This is a genomic window from Psychrobacillus soli, from assembly GCF_006861775.1.
Classification (GTDB): domain Bacteria; phylum Bacillota; class Bacilli; order Bacillales_A; family Planococcaceae; genus Psychrobacillus; species Psychrobacillus soli.
Map to the genome: position 1 here is coordinate 86,835 of NZ_VDGG01000003.1, position 16,401 is coordinate 103,235.

Below are 16,401 nucleotides of genomic sequence, written 5' to 3' on the forward strand. Positions count from 1 at the left end.
ATTAATCGACTAAAATAATACGAGCTTGTGCGTACGTATCATGGATAATAAATAGTCGATCGTTTTGTGTTAAATCACTTTCGGAAATCACTTTTCCTTCTTTAATGAATGTTGCTCGGGTTGTATCCATATTATTAATCGGAGAAGTCTCTATCCAACTACCTGCTTGCCACTGGCTGACATTTTGCATGCGAATCGAGTTCCAATACCAAGAACCATTATATCGTCCTACCGAAACAAAGGATGCTGGGATATTGGACCCTACAATTCTTGCAGCGACAATATGATTATCTTTTACATAGAAATAAGCATATTTACCAGTACTATTCGTAAAATCTGACGTCCAATTATTATTATCTTCTACTACAACGGTATCATTACTGAAACTTAAATTACTATAGCCTACACCGTACCAATAATTATTAGAAAGTCTATTTGCATTCGTTAAAGTAACTTGGTATGACCCAACAGTATTTATTTGACCGAAATAAACATCATGATTCGATAGATTCGCACTTTGGAAGCCATCGTTTGTAACGTGAATCACATTTGCATATTGATGGGTTGTAACGCCGTTCGTTATCACATAAGCATCACCGCTTTGTGAGAGTGCACTTGCATCCACTAAACGCCCGTTGCGAATAATGATTGTACCGTTATGATAAGCAATATTTCCAGCACTCGATAATCTAATTTTTTGTGCAGAAGTGTCTACCGAGTATAGACTCTCACGTAGATTTCTCTCATTTGATTGTTTAATAATCATTTTTTGAATAACTTCTTGACCCAGTTGCTCAATCGTTACATAATACACTTCATTATTTATATAGTTTCGGATTTGGCTAGGGTCTATTTTTTTATTGGCAACATAGATGGGCGTCTTTGCAGTAAAGGGCTTAGAGCTAATGGTTCCGGAACCATTTCGCCAATCCCAGTTGCGAAACACTCTTTCATCATTTACGACGAGTTTTTTCTTTTTCGTATCTATTTGTTGGATAGTCCCTTTATATAGTTGCTCCACTTTGATACCTTCTGGGATTATTTCGACTGTAGAAAGTGTAGTGGAATTGTTATCAGAAAGGGTTAATTTTACCCGGTCCCCTTCATATAAAACGCTTAAATCGACTAATTTATTATCTTTAAAAACTTGTGTTTGTGCATCCAAATAATAGTTGACTGAATTTCTATCTTTAGAATTAATGGAAATAAATTTGCCATTTCTATCGATAGTATTGACTGTGCCAGTTAGACTTTTCTCAATAGATTTCGAGTCATTCCCTTGCGCTATATCGGCAAAGCCGTTCAGTTCTTTTACATTGCGTAACTCAACTGTAGCTTCTATCCACATACCTTCTTTAAATGCTCCGATTGAAGTTGGAGTGGAATTAATAAAAAGGGAAGCGTATGGATCGATGTTCAATGTAGTTGTTTTCCCTTTATCATTTATTAACGTGATTTTGGATAGCTGTTTTTCTGTTGTTTTTTTATCCAAAATGACTTCTTCATACGTGACATTGACAAACATCCCACTTACCAATGTGGATGCTTGTACTTTAAATGACGGCGAAAAACAGCTAACGAGTAAAATCGTAAGCGTAAGTATGTATGTAGTAAATTTAAACAAAATGATTCCTCCTATCTATTTAGTATTTTCTATATACTTTGTATATCGGTTAGAAGTAATTAATTGTTACTAAAAAGTGGGGATTTCAATGCAAGTATAAATGGTTATATCATAGCCTATAAAAATATTTTCGAAAAGGTATTTATAATTTTCTTAAAAGTAGTATAATTGCATATAATATATTGTACGCAAATTGTAGCTACAATCTACTAATAATTAATTGATAGGGGAAGTACATTGTGAATAGCCTAAAAATTCAAATTACTCAAAATGAAAACAAAAATGAAAAGACACCTTCAGAACAACTAGTTTTCGGCACAAAATTTACGGATCATATGTTTATAGCGGATTATACAGAAGGGCAAGGATGGCATGATCACCGAATTGTCCCTTATCAACCGATTACATTAGATCCATCTGCTAGTATTTTGCATTATGGACAAACAGTTTTTGAAGGGATGAAAGCATACTTATCTGAGGATGGAAGTATTCGTTTATTCCGCCCAGAAGAAAATATGAGACGTATGAATAATTCGTGCGATCGCCTTAGCATGCCACATATTGATGAAGATCTTGCACTTGAAGCATTAAAGCAATTAATTGAGCTAGACAAAGAGTGGATTCCTTCTGAGCAAGGTACTTCTCTTTATATTCGTCCTTTTATGATTGCAACAGAGGCACATTTAGGTGTTTCCGCTTCTAAAACATATAGTTTTATCATTATTATGTCACCGGTTGGTTCTTACTATAAAGAAGGAATTCATCCAGTAAAAATTCTTGTAGAAAATGAATATGTTCGTGCTGTTGCTGGGGGCACTGGAACAGCGAAAACGGCTGGAAACTATGCGTCAAGCTTAAAAGCGCAAGAAGTTGCAGACCGTGAAGGATATTCCCAAGTTCTTTGGTTAGATGGTATTGAACGAAAATATATCGAAGAAGTCGGAAGTATGAATGTATTTTTCAAAATTGATGGAGAAGTAGTAACGCCAGCTTTAAATGGCAGCATTTTAGATGGTATTACACGCAAATCGATTATTGCTTTGTTAAAACATTGGGGTGTGCCGGTTACAGAGCGTAAAGTATCAATGGAAGAAATTCGTGAAGCATACTTAAATGGTAAGTTAGATGAAGCATTTGGAACTGGAACGGCAGCGGTTATTTCTCCAATCGGCGAACTACGCTGGAAAGGCGAACTGTTTTATGTGAACAATGGGGAAACTGGAGAACTTTCCAAAAAATTATATAATGCTTTAACTGGAATTCAAAAAGGTACTGTTGAAGATCCATTTGGTTGGATTGTCGAAATAAAGTAATAAATAACAAATTGTCGCTCCTCCAAATGGAAGAGCGGCGATTTTTTGCTAAGATTAGATCAAACGGGGGATGTAATGTGAAACCACTTATTGGCATTTGTGCGAACTATTTATCAGACGACACAGCAGGTATAGCAGCAGGTATAGGTGCAAAAAATCAAGAATGGCAAATGCTTGCAGATGATTATATTGTTGCGATTGAGCGCGCAGGTGGTGTACCGGTTATTTTACCAATTACGGAAGATATCGAAACACTGACGCCTCTATTGCACAAATTAGATGGTATTTTATTTTCTGGTGGATCGGATATGGATCCGAATTATTACGGGGAGTATCCTAAATTTGGTTTAGGATTAATAGAACCAAAGCGTGATTCCCATGAATTGAAACTTGCTCAAAAGGTTTTATTCGATATGAATGTACCGGTACTTGGTATATGTCGGGGTATGCAGTTACTTACTGTTGCGACGGGTGGGACACTATATCAAGATCTTCCATCCCAAAAACCAGAAGGCATTAATCACTCTGTCCCTAAAGCACAGCGACATCATGCATTCCATCCAGTAGCGATAGAAAAAGATTCGCTCCTTTACGAAATTTATCAAACGGATGAGCTTGGTGTAAATAGTTTCCATCATCAAGCAGTGAAAAATTTGGGACAAGGTTTTAAAGCAACGATGTTGGCTCCAGATGGCATTATTGAAGGAATGGAGCTAGAAACTGGTGAACGTTTTGTCGTAGCTGTTCAGTGGCATCCAGAAATGATGGAAGGTCCAGTTTCCACTATTCGTCCCATTTTCAATGCTTTTGTAGATCGATGCAAAGTAGCAAGTTCCAATCTAATGCTTATTAGCAGTGACGAAACAATTGCTTGATATTTTTAACTTGACTCAGCAATCAAAAACTGCTGGTGAGAGGAACTCAGGCTAAAATCGCCGCGTCCATGCGACAACGGCTAACTGACCTGCATCAAGCTGGCCTAAGCGCAATTCAAAATCCGGACGTAATTAATCCGAGGTGTAATTGATTAAGTCCTCTCTTAAGTCAAACTAAGAGAGGATTTTCTTCTTCCATTCGAAAATTCTCGCAATAAGTGCAATAATTCTCAGCGACTATTTCTGGATATTGTTCTAAAAAAGAAGGCAATAATTGCGTATTTATAAAACTAGGCTTAGTTTTTGTTTGATTGGCATAATATTGGTAAGAACTATAAGGATAATTCTCCATTTTATCTATAAGCGCCTTAGTCGTTTCTAAAGGATTTTGATGAATATAACTACTCACATTTAATAAGCTTATTGGATCGACAACCATATTGGCAAAAAAACGTGTTTCATAAAGTTGTCCAGAATAATTATATTTCCGTTTAAAAGACTCGGAATAGCGTTTGTTAATAATAGCCATGACATTAGAAAGTGGTACTTTTGGTGAGCGAATGAGTAAGTGATAGTGATTATTCATAATACAATAAGCAATGATTGTAAATGGATACTTTTCGTGGGTATAATGCAGCGCACGAAAAAATAAAGCAAAGTCACCTTCATCCAAAAAAATGTTTTGTCGATTATTTCCACGCATCGTTACATGATAAAAAATCTCCGGTTGCCAAACTCTTCTCATTCTACCCATTAATCCAACACCCCCAACGTTTTGACTACACCATACAACAAAATAAATAAATCTACAATTGTCATAATTCACTTTCTTTCGCGACTATTTCATTTTGAATTGAAAAAACGACTCCAAATTCAATTTTCCTCCAAAAAACACCACCAAAATTAAATTTTCAAATAATCTATTTTCCACCTAATGTTACAAGATTGTTACTGGTGCCTGGCACCAGTAACAATCTTGTAACAAAGCGGATAGTAGCGGTTTATTTTTCTTGTTGTGTGATAAAATAGTGGGAAAGAAAGTGGGGAATTTCGATGAAAGAGCATGTACTGATTATTGAAGATGAAGAGAATATCGCGCGTGTTCTGCAGCTGGAGTTGGAATTTGAAGGGTATGCTGTCGAAATCGCATATACAGGTACGGATGGATTGATCAAATATAGGGAGAAATCATGGGATTTGGTTTTGCTCGATTTGATGTTGCCAGGCTTGAATGGCTTAGATGTACTCCGACGGATTCGAGCAACGGAGGCCGATACTCCTGTCATATTATTAACTGCTAAAAGTAATTTGGAGGATAAGGTGACGGGCTTAGATTTAGGTGCCAACGATTATGTGACGAAGCCTTTCGAAATTGAGGAGCTTCTTGCACGTGTACGCACTGCTATACGTTTTTCGAAGACTTCATCAATTCTTACGGAAAAAGATAAAAATGTACATACATTCCATTCACTCCTATTAAATGAACAAACTCGCGAAATAACAAACGATGGGGAATCGGTCAATTTGACACCGCGAGAATATGATCTATTACTTTATTTGATGAAACATCCAAACCAAGTGTTGACGAGAGAACAACTATTAGATGCGGTGTGGGGGTTTGATTATTATGGAGATACGAATGTAGTCGACGTTTATATACGATATGTACGTAAAAAACTAGAAGAAAATCAGAAGTCTTCTCTTATTCAAACAGTACGAGGTGTCGGATACGTACTGAAGGAGAAGAAAAACGATGAAGCTTAAAACAAAGATACATCTTTTTTCGACCGTTCTTACACTCGTTATTTTAAGTATGATGAATGTTGGAATTTACATTTTATTTGAGAAAATGGCTTTTGATACGGAATACAAACAGCTTAATAATGATGTGGATGAGCTGATTGCTGCGTTAAGTAAAATAAGTAAGGAAGCAGACGCCGCAACTATTTTGCGTACATATATTCCTTCAAATGGGGCTATTCGTGTCATCGATAGCGATGAGGAATTGAAACTATTCGTGCAAACGATTGATGGAGTCAATAACTACTATCCGGAGTTTAAAGAAGGGGAACGATATTCAATCGGAGCTTTTCGAGGGACCCCAATCTTAACGATTAGTAAACCAGTCATTTGGGTAAATGGTGAAGTGACGGAAGTTCAGACGATGAAAATTTTAGTAGATGTTGAAAAGAATTTAGATTTTCTTCGTCTCATTTTACTAAGCGTTATGTTAGTTGGCATGCTACTCATGACTGCTTCTAGTATAACGTTAGGTAGAATAATTACGAGACCGATTAAAAAACTAATAAATACAATGTCACAAAGTAGATTATCAGGAACCTATAAAAAAATTGTCGTTCCACCAAACGGGAAAGATGAAATGGCACAAATGGGCATTGCGTTTAACGAAATGATGGAGCAGCTAGAGCAAAACTTCAAAAAACAAGAACAATTTGTATCTGATGCCTCTCACGAATTAAAAACACCACTAACTGTCATTGAAAGCTACGCAAAGTTACTATCAAGACATGGCTTTAGCAATACCGCAATCGCAGAAGAATCGGTGCAAGCGATTGTGAATGAAACGGCCAGAATGAAAGAAATGATTGCTCAAATGTTATTGTTAGCTAAGAGTAATGAACAACATTTGCGACACTTCGAAAAAATAGACGTATTTCACTTGGTAGAAACTACGTTGCAATCGATGCGTACAGCATATAATCGTAAATTTTTATTAAATGGCGACGGACCCATTTATGCGAATACAGATATAGAACAACTGAGACAATTACTTTTCATCATATTAGATAACGCAAGGAAATATAGCGAAAAAGAAATAAAAACGACTATTTTGGAAGAGGAAAAGGGCGTAACTATTTCTATATTAGATTATGGTAACGGCATTCCGAAAAAAGATTTAGCGCATATTTTTGACCGTTTCTATCGAGTAGATGAAGCTCGCAATAGAAAAACTGGTGGCACAGGGCTTGGAATGGCTATTGCTAAAGATATAGCACTACGTCTTTCAGCAGAATTGAAAATTGAAAGCACAGTTGGGTTTGGCACTACCATTCATATTTTTATCCCGAATACTCAAATTCTCATCGATTTTTAATGTTAGTACATTAAGATATATTTGAGGAGGGAAAGCGTGAATGAAATTTTTCAAACTAAAAAGATTTCTATCGATTATTTCGGTGATTGTAGCCGGTGGTGCGATTGTGTTTTTATTAACAATTACCAGAACGGATCATCAGTCGATATCGGAAAATGAGGTCCGCTCCCAACTTGAGCAGACATATGACGCAGAAGTAGCTAGTGTGAAGAAAAATGAAGCAGTTTACGAAGCACTCATTACTAAAAATGGTAATGTATATTCAGTAGAAATGAACGCGGTCACTGGTGAAGTAAATTCGCTTAAACAATCGGATAAATACATCATTCAAACAGAGAGTGAAGTTGCGGAAGGGCCAATTGAATTGATCCCAGAGAAGTCTTCTCAAATGGTAGGACAATCTGATCTAGAAAAAACGTCGGAAAAGCAAGAAGACACGGAAAAAGAAGTAGTAACAGGACAAGTGAAAACTCAACCCAAAATTAGTATTAGTGAAAAAAAGACAGCTACGAATAAGGACGCAGATGTAGCAGAAACGTCGAAACCATCTGAAAATAAGACGACAAAGTCCATTATCTCTGCTACTTCTAAAATAGAAGAAAAGGCAGAAGAAGAAAAACCCAATAAAGAAGTGAGCAAAGATACATTAAAAACAGAGACGAGTAAACAAGAGGAAACAAAAGTCGAAATAGCAAAAGAAGAGACTGCTAGAACGGAAGAAAAAGTAGAACCGATGAAACCAGTGCCAGCAAAATCGACGGAAGCTACTAGGGGAGAAGAACAAAAGTCGGAGGAAACGCAAGCACAAGTGCAAGTTCCTCAAACAAATGCAGCACAATCAGAATCCCCAAAAACGGAAGTAGAAACAAAACCGGAAACTGTTACCACTGTATTGATCTCGGAAGAACAAGCGATTAAAAAGGCGCAACAGCAACAAAAAGGTACAGTTGAAAGTAGTTCCTTTGTGAAAACGAATGAGGGTGGCTACTATTTAATCGTGATGAAAGCGACAATCCCTGAAGGTGACAGTAAAGAAAGCGCGAAAGAAAAGAAAACGAAAGCAACGATCCAAGTGCATGCAATTTCTGGGAAAATTCTTTCTGTCACATGGGAATAAAATCTCTCATCAAATTCTAATAAAACTCTAGGAGTATTCTCATTTAGTTTCGTTAATATGAAACTAACAAATGAATAGTAATTAAAGTTGATGAACGAGTTTGAAGGAAGCGAGTTCAACCAACTCAGCATAATAGGGGAAGTTTTTAGTTAGCAACAAAGCGATAAAACGAGCGAGTAGCGAAGGCATAAAAATTACGGCGATTTTAATATATTCCTTGAGCGATAACAAGGACCCTAAACACCTCATTCTACCTTTCCCCGTAGAATGAGGTGTTTTTATATACTTTTATGTTACAGGATTGTTACTGGTGCCAGGCACCAGTAACAATCCTGTAACATAACTGTTCAAACAAAAAAAACTGTGCTGCCAGTAATGGCGACACAGTTTTTGTCATTTATCTTTTGTGTTTATTGTTTTTTGTTAATCGACCAAGTGCAAAAGCAGCTGCACCGATACCGATTAATGTGTTTGTTTTTTTGTTGAAAACTTGTTTTACGACAAGATTCATGTTTTGTGGGCGTTCTGCTAGACGACGCATGAAGTAGCCGTACCAGTCACTTCCAAACGGTACATATGTGCAGAAGTTATAGCCTTCTTTTGCAAGCTGTTGTTGCATATCTGTACGGAATCCGTAAAGCATTTGAAATTCGTATTTGTCATTCGAAATATTATTATCTTTGATAAATTGTTTAATGTGGTTAATCACATGGTGGTCATGCGTAGCAATCGATGTGAATTTCCCGTTTAGTAAATGCCATTCGATTAATTCTACATAGTTTTGGTCGATTTCTTCTTTTGTTTGGTACGCATATTCCGCAGGTTCTTTATAAGCACCTTTTACAATACGAAGGCGGAAGTTTTTATATTTTTGAATATCTTCTACAGCACGGTAGAAGTATGCTTGAATTACAGTTCCTACATTATCGTACTCTTTAGATAACTCGTCCAATATGTCGAATGATGGTTGTAAATGTTTATATGATTCCATATCAATATTGATGAATGTACCATACTTATTTGCTACTGCTGTAATTTCTTTTAAATTTTCTAACGCAAAATCATAATCTATATCTAATCCAAGTTGTGATGGCTTCAATGAAATATGTGCATCTACTTGGTGCTCTTCAATTGCTTCAATTACCGCGATAATTTGTTCTTTTGCTGCTAACGCTTCCTCTTTTTCGAAAACGAATTCCCCTAAATTATCTACTGTACAAGAGATCCCAATTGCATTCAGTTTTTTTATGCTTTCCATCGTTTCTTCAATATTTGTTCCAGCAACAACATGCTGTGCACCCATTTTTAAACCATATTTTTTTGCTGCCCCGTTTAATGTTTGATTTTCTGACAATGCGATAAAAATATCTTTTAACATAGTGATGCTCCCATCTTCGTATAATGACCAATTATACCACAAAATTCGGATTGCATATATTTACGGGGAGAGAATTTGTCATACTTCGACTTCGAAAATTTATATTCTATTTACATGGAATTATCAGAATATTAACTTGCAGTTTCTATAAGATTAAGTTAAGTTTGAAATAGTGAGTAAAAATTAGTATAAATCACTGAAAGTTTTAGTTTTTCCATTATTCATCAGGAGGTAGGACATGAAAAATAGTAAGGTTAAAAAGTCAGCAGTTGCTGCAATAATCGCAACATCATTATTTTCTGCATCAAGTGTTTCATTTGCAAATAGTTCACTACAAGAGGTAGTAGACAATGCAAGAAAAGACATCAAAAATGCATCGTATTCCTATGTAACGCCTGCACAATCAGGAAAACTAGCTGCAAGTGCAGATTTATACGCGGCATTAAATACAGCAAAAGCAAACTATCAAAAAGCGAAAGACGCAATCACGAAGTCAGATGTGAAAAACAAAGAAACCTTACTAAAGAATTTAGATAAATTGTATGCAGAAAGAGTAACAAAGGGCCTTATTCCTTACATCGATGCTCATAATTATGCGGACAAATATTTAGATCCTATTATGAAAGAAATCGAACAAGCAGAAGCTGCAAAAGATTGGGCAGCAATTGAAAAAGCTTACCATAAACTATCTGTGCAATTAAAGTCTAGAACCGCTATTTTATATGGATTTACAGGTAAATCTGCTCGAGATCTATTGATAGAGCAATATAAAAACCCCACTAACCAAAAAAGAGATGCACTAGCTATTCCGGTAACTGTATATATGAAAGCAAAGCAAGTGGAAGGACTTCTTGCAGCAGGTAAACAGGAAGAAGCAATGGCAATCGTACAAGCAGCACTACCTTTATTAGAAAAACTACCTAATGCATCAACGCTTCCGGCAATAACAGAACTAGTTGCATACTTAGAGAAATTAAGTAAGCCAGTTGAAAATATAGATTTTTCTTTATCTTTAATGCATGTCAATGATACGCATGCGAGAACAGATCAAGCACCTAAACGCTTAACTGCCATTAAAGAAGTAAGAGCTAAAAAACCATTGGCATTATTAATCGATGCAGGAGATGTATTCTCTGGAACTCTATATTTCAATGAATTCAAAGGACAAGCGGATTTAGAACTAATGAATTTAATGGATTATGATGTCATGACATTTGGGAATCACGAATTCGATCTTGGTTCAAGTGCAGAAGGACATAAAGCGTTAAAAGAATTCATCGAAAAGTCTAAGTTCCCATTTGTTAGCTCGAATGTAGATTTTTCAAAAGATGTAAATCTAAAAGGATTGTTTAACGTAAACGTCTCTACTGATCCTAAGAACGGTCAAATTTACAGTGGTATTATTAAAGAAGTAGACGGACAAAAAATCGGCTTATTTGGACTTACAACTGCGGAAACTGCAGATATTTCTAGTCCGAAAGATGTTACATTCTCCGACTATATAAAAGCAGCTCAAACGATGGTAAATGAGTTTGAAAAACAGGGTGTAAACAAAGTGGTTGCTGTCACACATATCGGTTACGATGATAATGCAGAATATGACAATGATCTATTATTAGCAGCTGCAGTAAGCGGAATCGACGTGATTGTAGGTGGACATAGCCATACGAAACTTGAAAAACCTGTAGTTGTAGATAAAGATAAAAATGGAGCAAAGAAAGACCCAACAATTATCGTTCAGGCTTCTCAATATAGTGAATTTTTAGGGACGTTAGACGTTAACTTTGACAAAGATGGTAAAGTAGTCGGACATACCGGTGGACTAATACCGATCAAAGATCAAGCAGATGATCCAGCTGCTGCAGAATTATTGAAAAAATATTCTACAAAAATAGCAGAGATTAACAAAAAAGAAATTGGTGTAGTAGCAGAAGCGGAGCTACAAAATCCCCGCGCAAATAATGACTCAGAATCAAGTGTACGTAAAAATGAAACAGCATTAGGTAATATTATTACAGACGGAATGCTATCAAAAGCTAAAACTTACAACAATAAAGTAGTGATGGCACTTCAAAATGGTGGCGGAATTCGTGCAGAGATTAAAGCAGGTCCAATCACTGTAGGAGATGTAATTACAGTACTTCCTTTCGGTAACACATTAGCAACGATGGAACTTACAGGTGCAGAACTAAAAGCTGCGTTCGAAATTAGCATTAAATCATATCCTGGCGAAAACGGTGGTTTCTTACACGTTGCTGGTGCAAAAGTTGAATTTGATTCTTCTAAACCATCTGGACAACGAGTAGTTTCTATTAAATATAAAGCTGCAGACGGTTCATATGTAGTTATTAAAGATGATGAAAAATATGTCGTTGCGACAAATGCTTTCACTGCAAAAGGTGGAGACGGATACGATGTATTTGAAAAAGCCTATAAAGAAGGTCGCGTAACAGATCTTGGTCTTTCTGATTGGGAAAACCTTCAAGAACAATTGCAATCATTGAAAACTGTGAACAATGAAACGGAAGGTAGAATTGTTGATGTGAAAAAGTAATAAAAAAAGTAACACCCATTCGCTAAACGGAATAACCAAACTGCACCGAAATCTAATTTCTTAGCTAATAGTTAACTATAAAAAAGTGGTGGAGACAATCTTAAATGTCTCCACCACTTTTTTTCAATAAACCTTTCTTCGATATGTAAACCAAGATACGACAATCGCCGCAATTAGCAAAATTCCTAAATACCCTGTCACTGGATATATCGTTCCGATTAGATAAACAAATCCTAAGGAGCTAGCGAAAAATGCGAAAGCACCAGAAAAAACAGTAAATGCTTTAAACGAAGTCTTCCCTGCTTTTACAATACGAGCGGAAAATGCATACAACATCGCAACTGCTGTGTTGTAAATCATTCCAATAAGAATAACTGCCATAAAAAAACCGACAATAGGATGTATATTATTTGCTAATGTGACCATTGGCATCGAAGTATTTTTAATAGAATCTAATTGTGTTAGCATCGAAATATTAATGAGTAAAATTAACAGCCCTAGTCCAAGTCCACCAATAATTCCGCCCCAACCAGCCACTTGTTGATTTTTAACAGTACCCGCTATTACTGTTATCATCGCTACACCAGCAGCAATATTATAGGAAACGTACAATAATGCACCAATTCCCCAATGAGAAACTGGGGGAGTTGTTCCAACACTCACAGTTTTTAAATCTACGCTTGAATCATAATGAAACACCGAATAGGCTGCTATGATCAAAACAATTACTAATAGAAATGGAGTGATTGCACCAATTAATCCAATTACTTTTTGGACATTTAACGTTACAGTGATAATCGTAATAATTGCCATTATTAAACTACCAATCAAAGCAGATAATCCGAACTGCTCTTCAAAAACAACACCCGCTCCAGCAAACATAATAATGGTTATGCCAAATAACAAACAGGTAATAACCATATCGATAACAAAACCTAAATATGGACCACAAATATGATAAATAACCTTCTCGTGCGAAGTCGTTTGCAACCGACTACCAAGTTGCGTTAAATTCATCCCAAGAAATGCGAATAGTATAGCTGCAAGTATTGAACCTGCAATACCTAGATAGCCATAACTCGTGAAAAATAACAAGATTTCTTGACCTGATACAAAGCCTGCTCCAACGACAATCCCGATAAAAGCGGATCCAATTTGAAGGCTTTTTTTCATATATTGAGCTCCTTTTTTTCTAATAGGTTGCAAATATTTTGATATCAATTAAAGTATACGCTTAGTTTGCGTCCGACATGAGTGGAAATGTTGGAAAAGCTTCGCGAAGGGAGCGAATTACCTCTACATCAAAGGATGGTTTTATCTTAACTTTCCTTCTATCTATTAAACTCTTGCACCTTTTCGTTTATACATAAACCAAGAAACAATAATCGAAGCTATGAGTAAGAAACCTAAATAACCTGTGATTGGGTAAACCGTTCCGACAAGTTTGACAAAACCTAAGAAACTAGCAATAAATGCAATCGCACCAAATAGAATGGTAAATGCTTTAAACGAAGGTTTCTCTGGTTTCACGACACGTGCAGAAAACGCATAAAGCATCGCAACCGCCGTGTTATAAATCATCCCAATAAGAACAATTGCCATAATATAACCGACAATTGGGTGTATTGCATTGGATAAGGTAATCATTGGCATCGCAACATCGGCAATTTTATCCATTTGTGTTAACATCGAAATATTAATAAGCAAAATTAATAAACCTAACCCAAGACCACCAATAATTCCGCCACGTCCCGCAACTTTTTGATCTTTTACAGTACCACCAATTACTGTAATCATCGCAACCCCAGCAGCGATATTATAAGATACATAGAGTAAAGTACCCATAATCCAGTTAGAAGCAGCAGGAGATGCTTTGGAAACGGCTGCATCCATATCAATAGTAGAAGGATCAAAATGGAATAATGAATACCCAGCAATCACCACAACCATTACTAATAAGAACGGAGTAACGGTACTAATTAAACCAATTACTTTTTGTACGTTTAACGTAACAGTGGCAATTGTAACGGCAGCCATTAAAAGGCTTCCTGCAATTGCAGGTAATCCAAATTGCTCTTCAAAAATTGCTCCAGCTCCGGAGAACATAACTACCGTTACACCGAACAAGAAAAACGTAATAATAACATCCACAAAAACACCTAAATACCGGCCACAAATATGGTAGATAACATCTTTATGAGAAGTAGTTTGTAACCGGCTACCTAATTGGGTTAAATTCATTCCGAGAAAAGCGAAAAGGGCTGCTGCAAGGACTGAACCTGCAATACCGATATAACCGAAACTAGAGAAAAACTGTAAAATTTCTTGACCGGAAGCAAAACCTGCTCCTACTATAATGCCTATAAAAGCCGAACCAATTTGAAAACTCTTTTTCATATATTTGAACTCCTCATTATTTGAATTATTCCGAAAATTATAAACAAGAAGCGCCCAGTCTGTGCAAAAGTAAAGGGCGCTTATTTAGTTATGCTTTAAAGTTAAACGTTTCTACCGTATACCGGTCCATCACTTGAATGTTTGGCTCATATCCAATACCGTAACTTGTAGGGACCGTAATATAGCCATCTTCAGCTACTACTTCAGGTGTGATCACGTCTTCTTCCCAATAACGAGAAGAACCTGCTGTATCGCCAGGTAAGATGAAGTTAGGAAGCGTCGTTAATGCTACATTATGAGCACGTCCAATTCCTGACTCTAACATACCACCGCACCATACAGGAATATCATTTTCCATACAGTAGTCATGAATTTTTTTCGATTCAGTTAGGCCACCAACACGTCCGATTTTAATGTTAATTATCTTTGTGCTACCAAGTTCAATTGCTTTGCGAGCATCTTCCAATGAATGAATGCTCTCGTCCAGACAGATAGGTGTTTTTAATTCTTTTTGTAATTTTGCATGATCGATAATGTCATCCGAGGCTAACGGTTGTTCAATCATGGTTAAATTAAATTCATCTAATTGTTTTAAAACTTCGAGATCATCTAATGTATACGCAGAATTCGCATCTGCCATTAATGGAACATGAGGAAATTCTTCTCGAAGGGCTTGTATTACATCTACATCAAAGCCAGGTTTTATTTTCACCTTCATCCGTTTATAACCTTCTGCAACATATCCACGAACTAATTCGATTAAATCTTCTGCGCTTTGTTGTATGCCGATACTTATACCAACTTCAATTTTTTCAGCGGTTCCACCAAGTGCTTCAGCCAAAGTTATTTGATTGCGTTTAGCATATAAGTCCCAAATAGCACCTTCCACTGTTGCTTTCGCCATATTATTTTTGCGAAGGGGAGCAAAGATTTCATTTACTTCATCGGGATGCGTAATTTCTTTATTTAATACAAGCGGGATTAGAAAATCTCGGATCATATGTAAATTGGTTTCAAGTGTTTCTTCGTTATACCAAGGAGAGTGAAATGCTGTAGATTCGCCCCAACCTGTATTTCCGAGTTCATCTGTAACTTCTAATAGAAGGAATTCTTTATCTTGGAACGTTCCGAAACTTGTTGAAAAAGGGGCTTTCATTGTCATTTTCATTTTGCGGATATTAATTTCTTTGATTAGCATATTAGTTCTCCTTTGTTTGTAATGGAATTGTTGTTCTTTGCACAAATTGATAGTAGTTCACCGGTTCATCTGTTTTTCGGACTGCAACAAGTGCATAGCCTTTTGAAAAGAGCGTTTGAATGATTTTACGTATTTGCAAACGCCATTGTAAAGCTGTTTCCGGGCTTTCTTTTTTCATTTCTTGGAATTGCTGGGGAATAGGCACTTCATATCCTTGTCCAGTTGGATCAAATGAATCTGCTTCTACTAAGATAGGCTGATTTTGTTCTGACAATACGGTTTGAAAAGGATTAGCGAAGATCACATTGCAAGGCTCCCATTTCTTCTCTACACGATCACTTGCAATCCACCATTCAATTTGTAAACGATCCGTTGGTAAACCAGCATTGATCCCACCAGTCATTTCCCCATAGCAGTTTTCAATATACGTACATGAGATGCCGTGAAGCTTGGAAACATTCAAATAGGCATTGCGGCTTTCCAGTGGATCGAATGTCCAAGTGATCAGTTTGTAACCCATCTCTTTTGCCACGATAAGTTGTTCTTCTTTTAATTTTTTGCCGATGCCTTGCAACTGATAATCTGGATGAATACCAAGCATATGAGAGCATAAATACGCTTCGTTATTTTGATAGCCAGCAAAGCCATAAGAAAAGCCGACTAATTTTTCTTCGTCAAATGCACCGATGATTAAACCACCATTTTTAACTGCAGTAAGTGTTTGATGGACAGGAATTGCGCCCATGCCCCAAACGATCTCTTCTAATTGTTGAACGAGCTGCATTTCCTCGACTGTTTTTAACACGCGCATCGTAATTTTGTTCATATTG

At 36.5% G+C, this 16,401-nt stretch carries 13 protein-coding genes; 6 read left to right on the plus strand and 7 right to left on the minus strand.

Going from position 1 to position 16,401, the window contains the following annotated elements:
• Position 1: 1 nt before the first annotated feature.
• A complete protein-coding gene (locus FG383_RS02325; protein ID WP_142605233.1) occupies positions 2-1,624 on the minus strand; it encodes a hypothetical protein in 1,623 nt (540 codons plus the stop codon).
• Positions 1,625-1,878: 254 nt separating this feature from the next.
• On the opposite strand from FG383_RS02325, the gene FG383_RS02330 reads away from it, so the two are divergent.
• Together FG383_RS02330 and FG383_RS02335 are read left to right on the plus strand one after the other, a co-directional pair.
• Positions 1,879-2,937, plus strand: a complete 1,059-nt coding sequence (locus FG383_RS02330; protein WP_425467614.1) for a branched-chain amino acid aminotransferase — start codon at positions 1,879-1,881, stop codon at positions 2,935-2,937.
• Positions 2,938-3,014: 77 nt separating this feature from the next.
• Entirely contained in the window at positions 3,015-3,812 is a 798-nt protein-coding gene (locus FG383_RS02335) for a gamma-glutamyl-gamma-aminobutyrate hydrolase family protein (protein WP_185907823.1), read from the plus strand.
• 169 nt (positions 3,813-3,981) lie between these two features.
• Here FG383_RS02335 and FG383_RS02340 read toward each other — a convergent pair whose 3' ends face one another.
• Entirely contained in the window at positions 3,982-4,566 is a 585-nt protein-coding gene (locus FG383_RS02340; protein WP_142605236.1) for an REP-associated tyrosine transposase, read from the minus strand.
• A 299-nt stretch (positions 4,567-4,865) separates the two neighbouring features.
• Between FG383_RS02340 and FG383_RS02345 the strand changes: the two genes are divergently transcribed.
• From FG383_RS02345 to FG383_RS02355, 3 genes are read left to right on the plus strand one after another with little or no spacing between them, the layout of a single operon-like run.
• Positions 4,866-5,576 carry a response regulator transcription factor gene (locus FG383_RS02345; protein WP_142605237.1) on the plus strand — a complete coding sequence of 237 codons (711 nt, stop codon included), beginning with the start codon at positions 4,866-4,868 and terminating at the stop codon, positions 5,574-5,576.
• Positions 5,566-6,927, plus strand: a complete 1,362-nt coding sequence (locus FG383_RS02350) for a sensor histidine kinase (protein ID WP_142605238.1) — start codon at positions 5,566-5,568, stop codon at positions 6,925-6,927. The genes FG383_RS02345 and FG383_RS02350 overlap by 11 nt, the downstream gene beginning before the upstream one ends.
• 40 nt (positions 6,928-6,967) lie before the next feature.
• A complete protein-coding gene (locus FG383_RS02355) occupies positions 6,968-8,044 on the plus strand; it encodes a PepSY domain-containing protein (protein WP_142605239.1) in 1,077 nt (358 codons plus the stop codon).
• Positions 8,045-8,441: 397 nt separating this feature from the next.
• On the opposite strand, the gene FG383_RS02360 is transcribed toward FG383_RS02355, so the two are convergent.
• On the minus strand, positions 8,442-9,422 hold the full coding sequence (locus tag FG383_RS02360; RefSeq protein ID WP_142605240.1) for a proline dehydrogenase family protein: 981 nt from the start codon (positions 9,420-9,422) through the stop codon (positions 8,442-8,444).
• A 238-nt stretch (positions 9,423-9,660) separates the two neighbouring features.
• Here FG383_RS02360 and FG383_RS02365 point away from each other — a divergent pair, with 238 nt between their 5' ends.
• Positions 9,661-11,976, plus strand: a complete 2,316-nt coding sequence (locus tag FG383_RS02365) for a 5'-nucleotidase C-terminal domain-containing protein (RefSeq protein ID WP_185907824.1) — start codon at positions 9,661-9,663, stop codon at positions 11,974-11,976.
• 123 nt (positions 11,977-12,099) lie between these two features.
• On the opposite strand, the gene FG383_RS02370 is transcribed toward FG383_RS02365, so the two are convergent.
• From FG383_RS02370 to FG383_RS02385, 4 genes are all read right to left on the minus strand, one after another.
• Positions 12,100-13,149 carry a YkvI family membrane protein gene (locus FG383_RS02370; protein WP_142605241.1) on the minus strand — a complete coding sequence of 350 codons (1,050 nt, stop codon included), beginning with the start codon at positions 13,147-13,149 and terminating at the stop codon, positions 12,100-12,102.
• Between the two features lie 165 nt (positions 13,150-13,314).
• Complete coding sequence (locus FG383_RS02375; RefSeq protein ID WP_142605242.1) at positions 13,315-14,373, minus strand: YkvI family membrane protein; 1,059 nt, start codon at positions 14,371-14,373, stop codon at positions 13,315-13,317.
• 88 nt (positions 14,374-14,461) lie between these two features.
• The gene (gene menC / locus FG383_RS02380; RefSeq protein ID WP_142605243.1) at positions 14,462-15,571 is read right to left on the minus strand and encodes an o-succinylbenzoate synthase; all 1,110 of its coding nucleotides are present in this window, start codon (positions 15,569-15,571) and stop codon (positions 14,462-14,464) included.
• A 1-nt stretch (position 15,572) separates the two neighbouring features.
• Positions 15,573-16,397, minus strand: coding sequence for a GNAT family N-acetyltransferase (locus FG383_RS02385; protein WP_142605244.1), 825 nt, complete (start codon positions 16,395-16,397; stop codon positions 15,573-15,575).
• Positions 16,398-16,401: the final 4 nt, after the last annotated feature.

Coding starts and splice junctions, on each gene's coding strand:
- FG383_RS02340 (WP_142605236.1), bottom strand. CDS start 4,566: ATGGGTAGAATGAGAAGAGTTTGGCAACCGGAGATTTTTTATCATGTA.
- FG383_RS02345 (WP_142605237.1), top strand. CDS start 4,866: ATGAAAGAGCATGTACTGATTATTGAAGATGAAGAGAATATCGCGCGT.
- FG383_RS02350 (WP_142605238.1), top strand. CDS start 5,566: ATGAAGCTTAAAACAAAGATACATCTTTTTTCGACCGTTCTTACACTC.
- FG383_RS02355 (WP_142605239.1), top strand. CDS start 6,968: ATGAAATTTTTCAAACTAAAAAGATTTCTATCGATTATTTCGGTGATT.
- FG383_RS02360 (WP_142605240.1), bottom strand. CDS start 9,422: ATGTTAAAAGATATTTTTATCGCATTGTCAGAAAATCAAACATTAAAC.
- FG383_RS02365 (WP_185907824.1), top strand. CDS start 9,661: ATGAAAAATAGTAAGGTTAAAAAGTCAGCAGTTGCTGCAATAATCGCA.
- FG383_RS02370 (WP_142605241.1), bottom strand. CDS start 13,149: ATGAAAAAAAGCCTTCAAATTGGATCCGCTTTTATCGGGATTGTCGTT.
- FG383_RS02375 (WP_142605242.1), bottom strand. CDS start 14,373: ATGAAAAAGAGTTTTCAAATTGGTTCGGCTTTTATAGGCATTATAGTA.
- menC (WP_142605243.1), bottom strand. CDS start 15,571: ATGCTAATCAAAGAAATTAATATCCGCAAAATGAAAATGACAATGAAA.
- FG383_RS02385 (WP_142605244.1), bottom strand. CDS start 16,397: ATGAACAAAATTACGATGCGCGTGTTAAAAACAGTCGAGGAAATGCAG.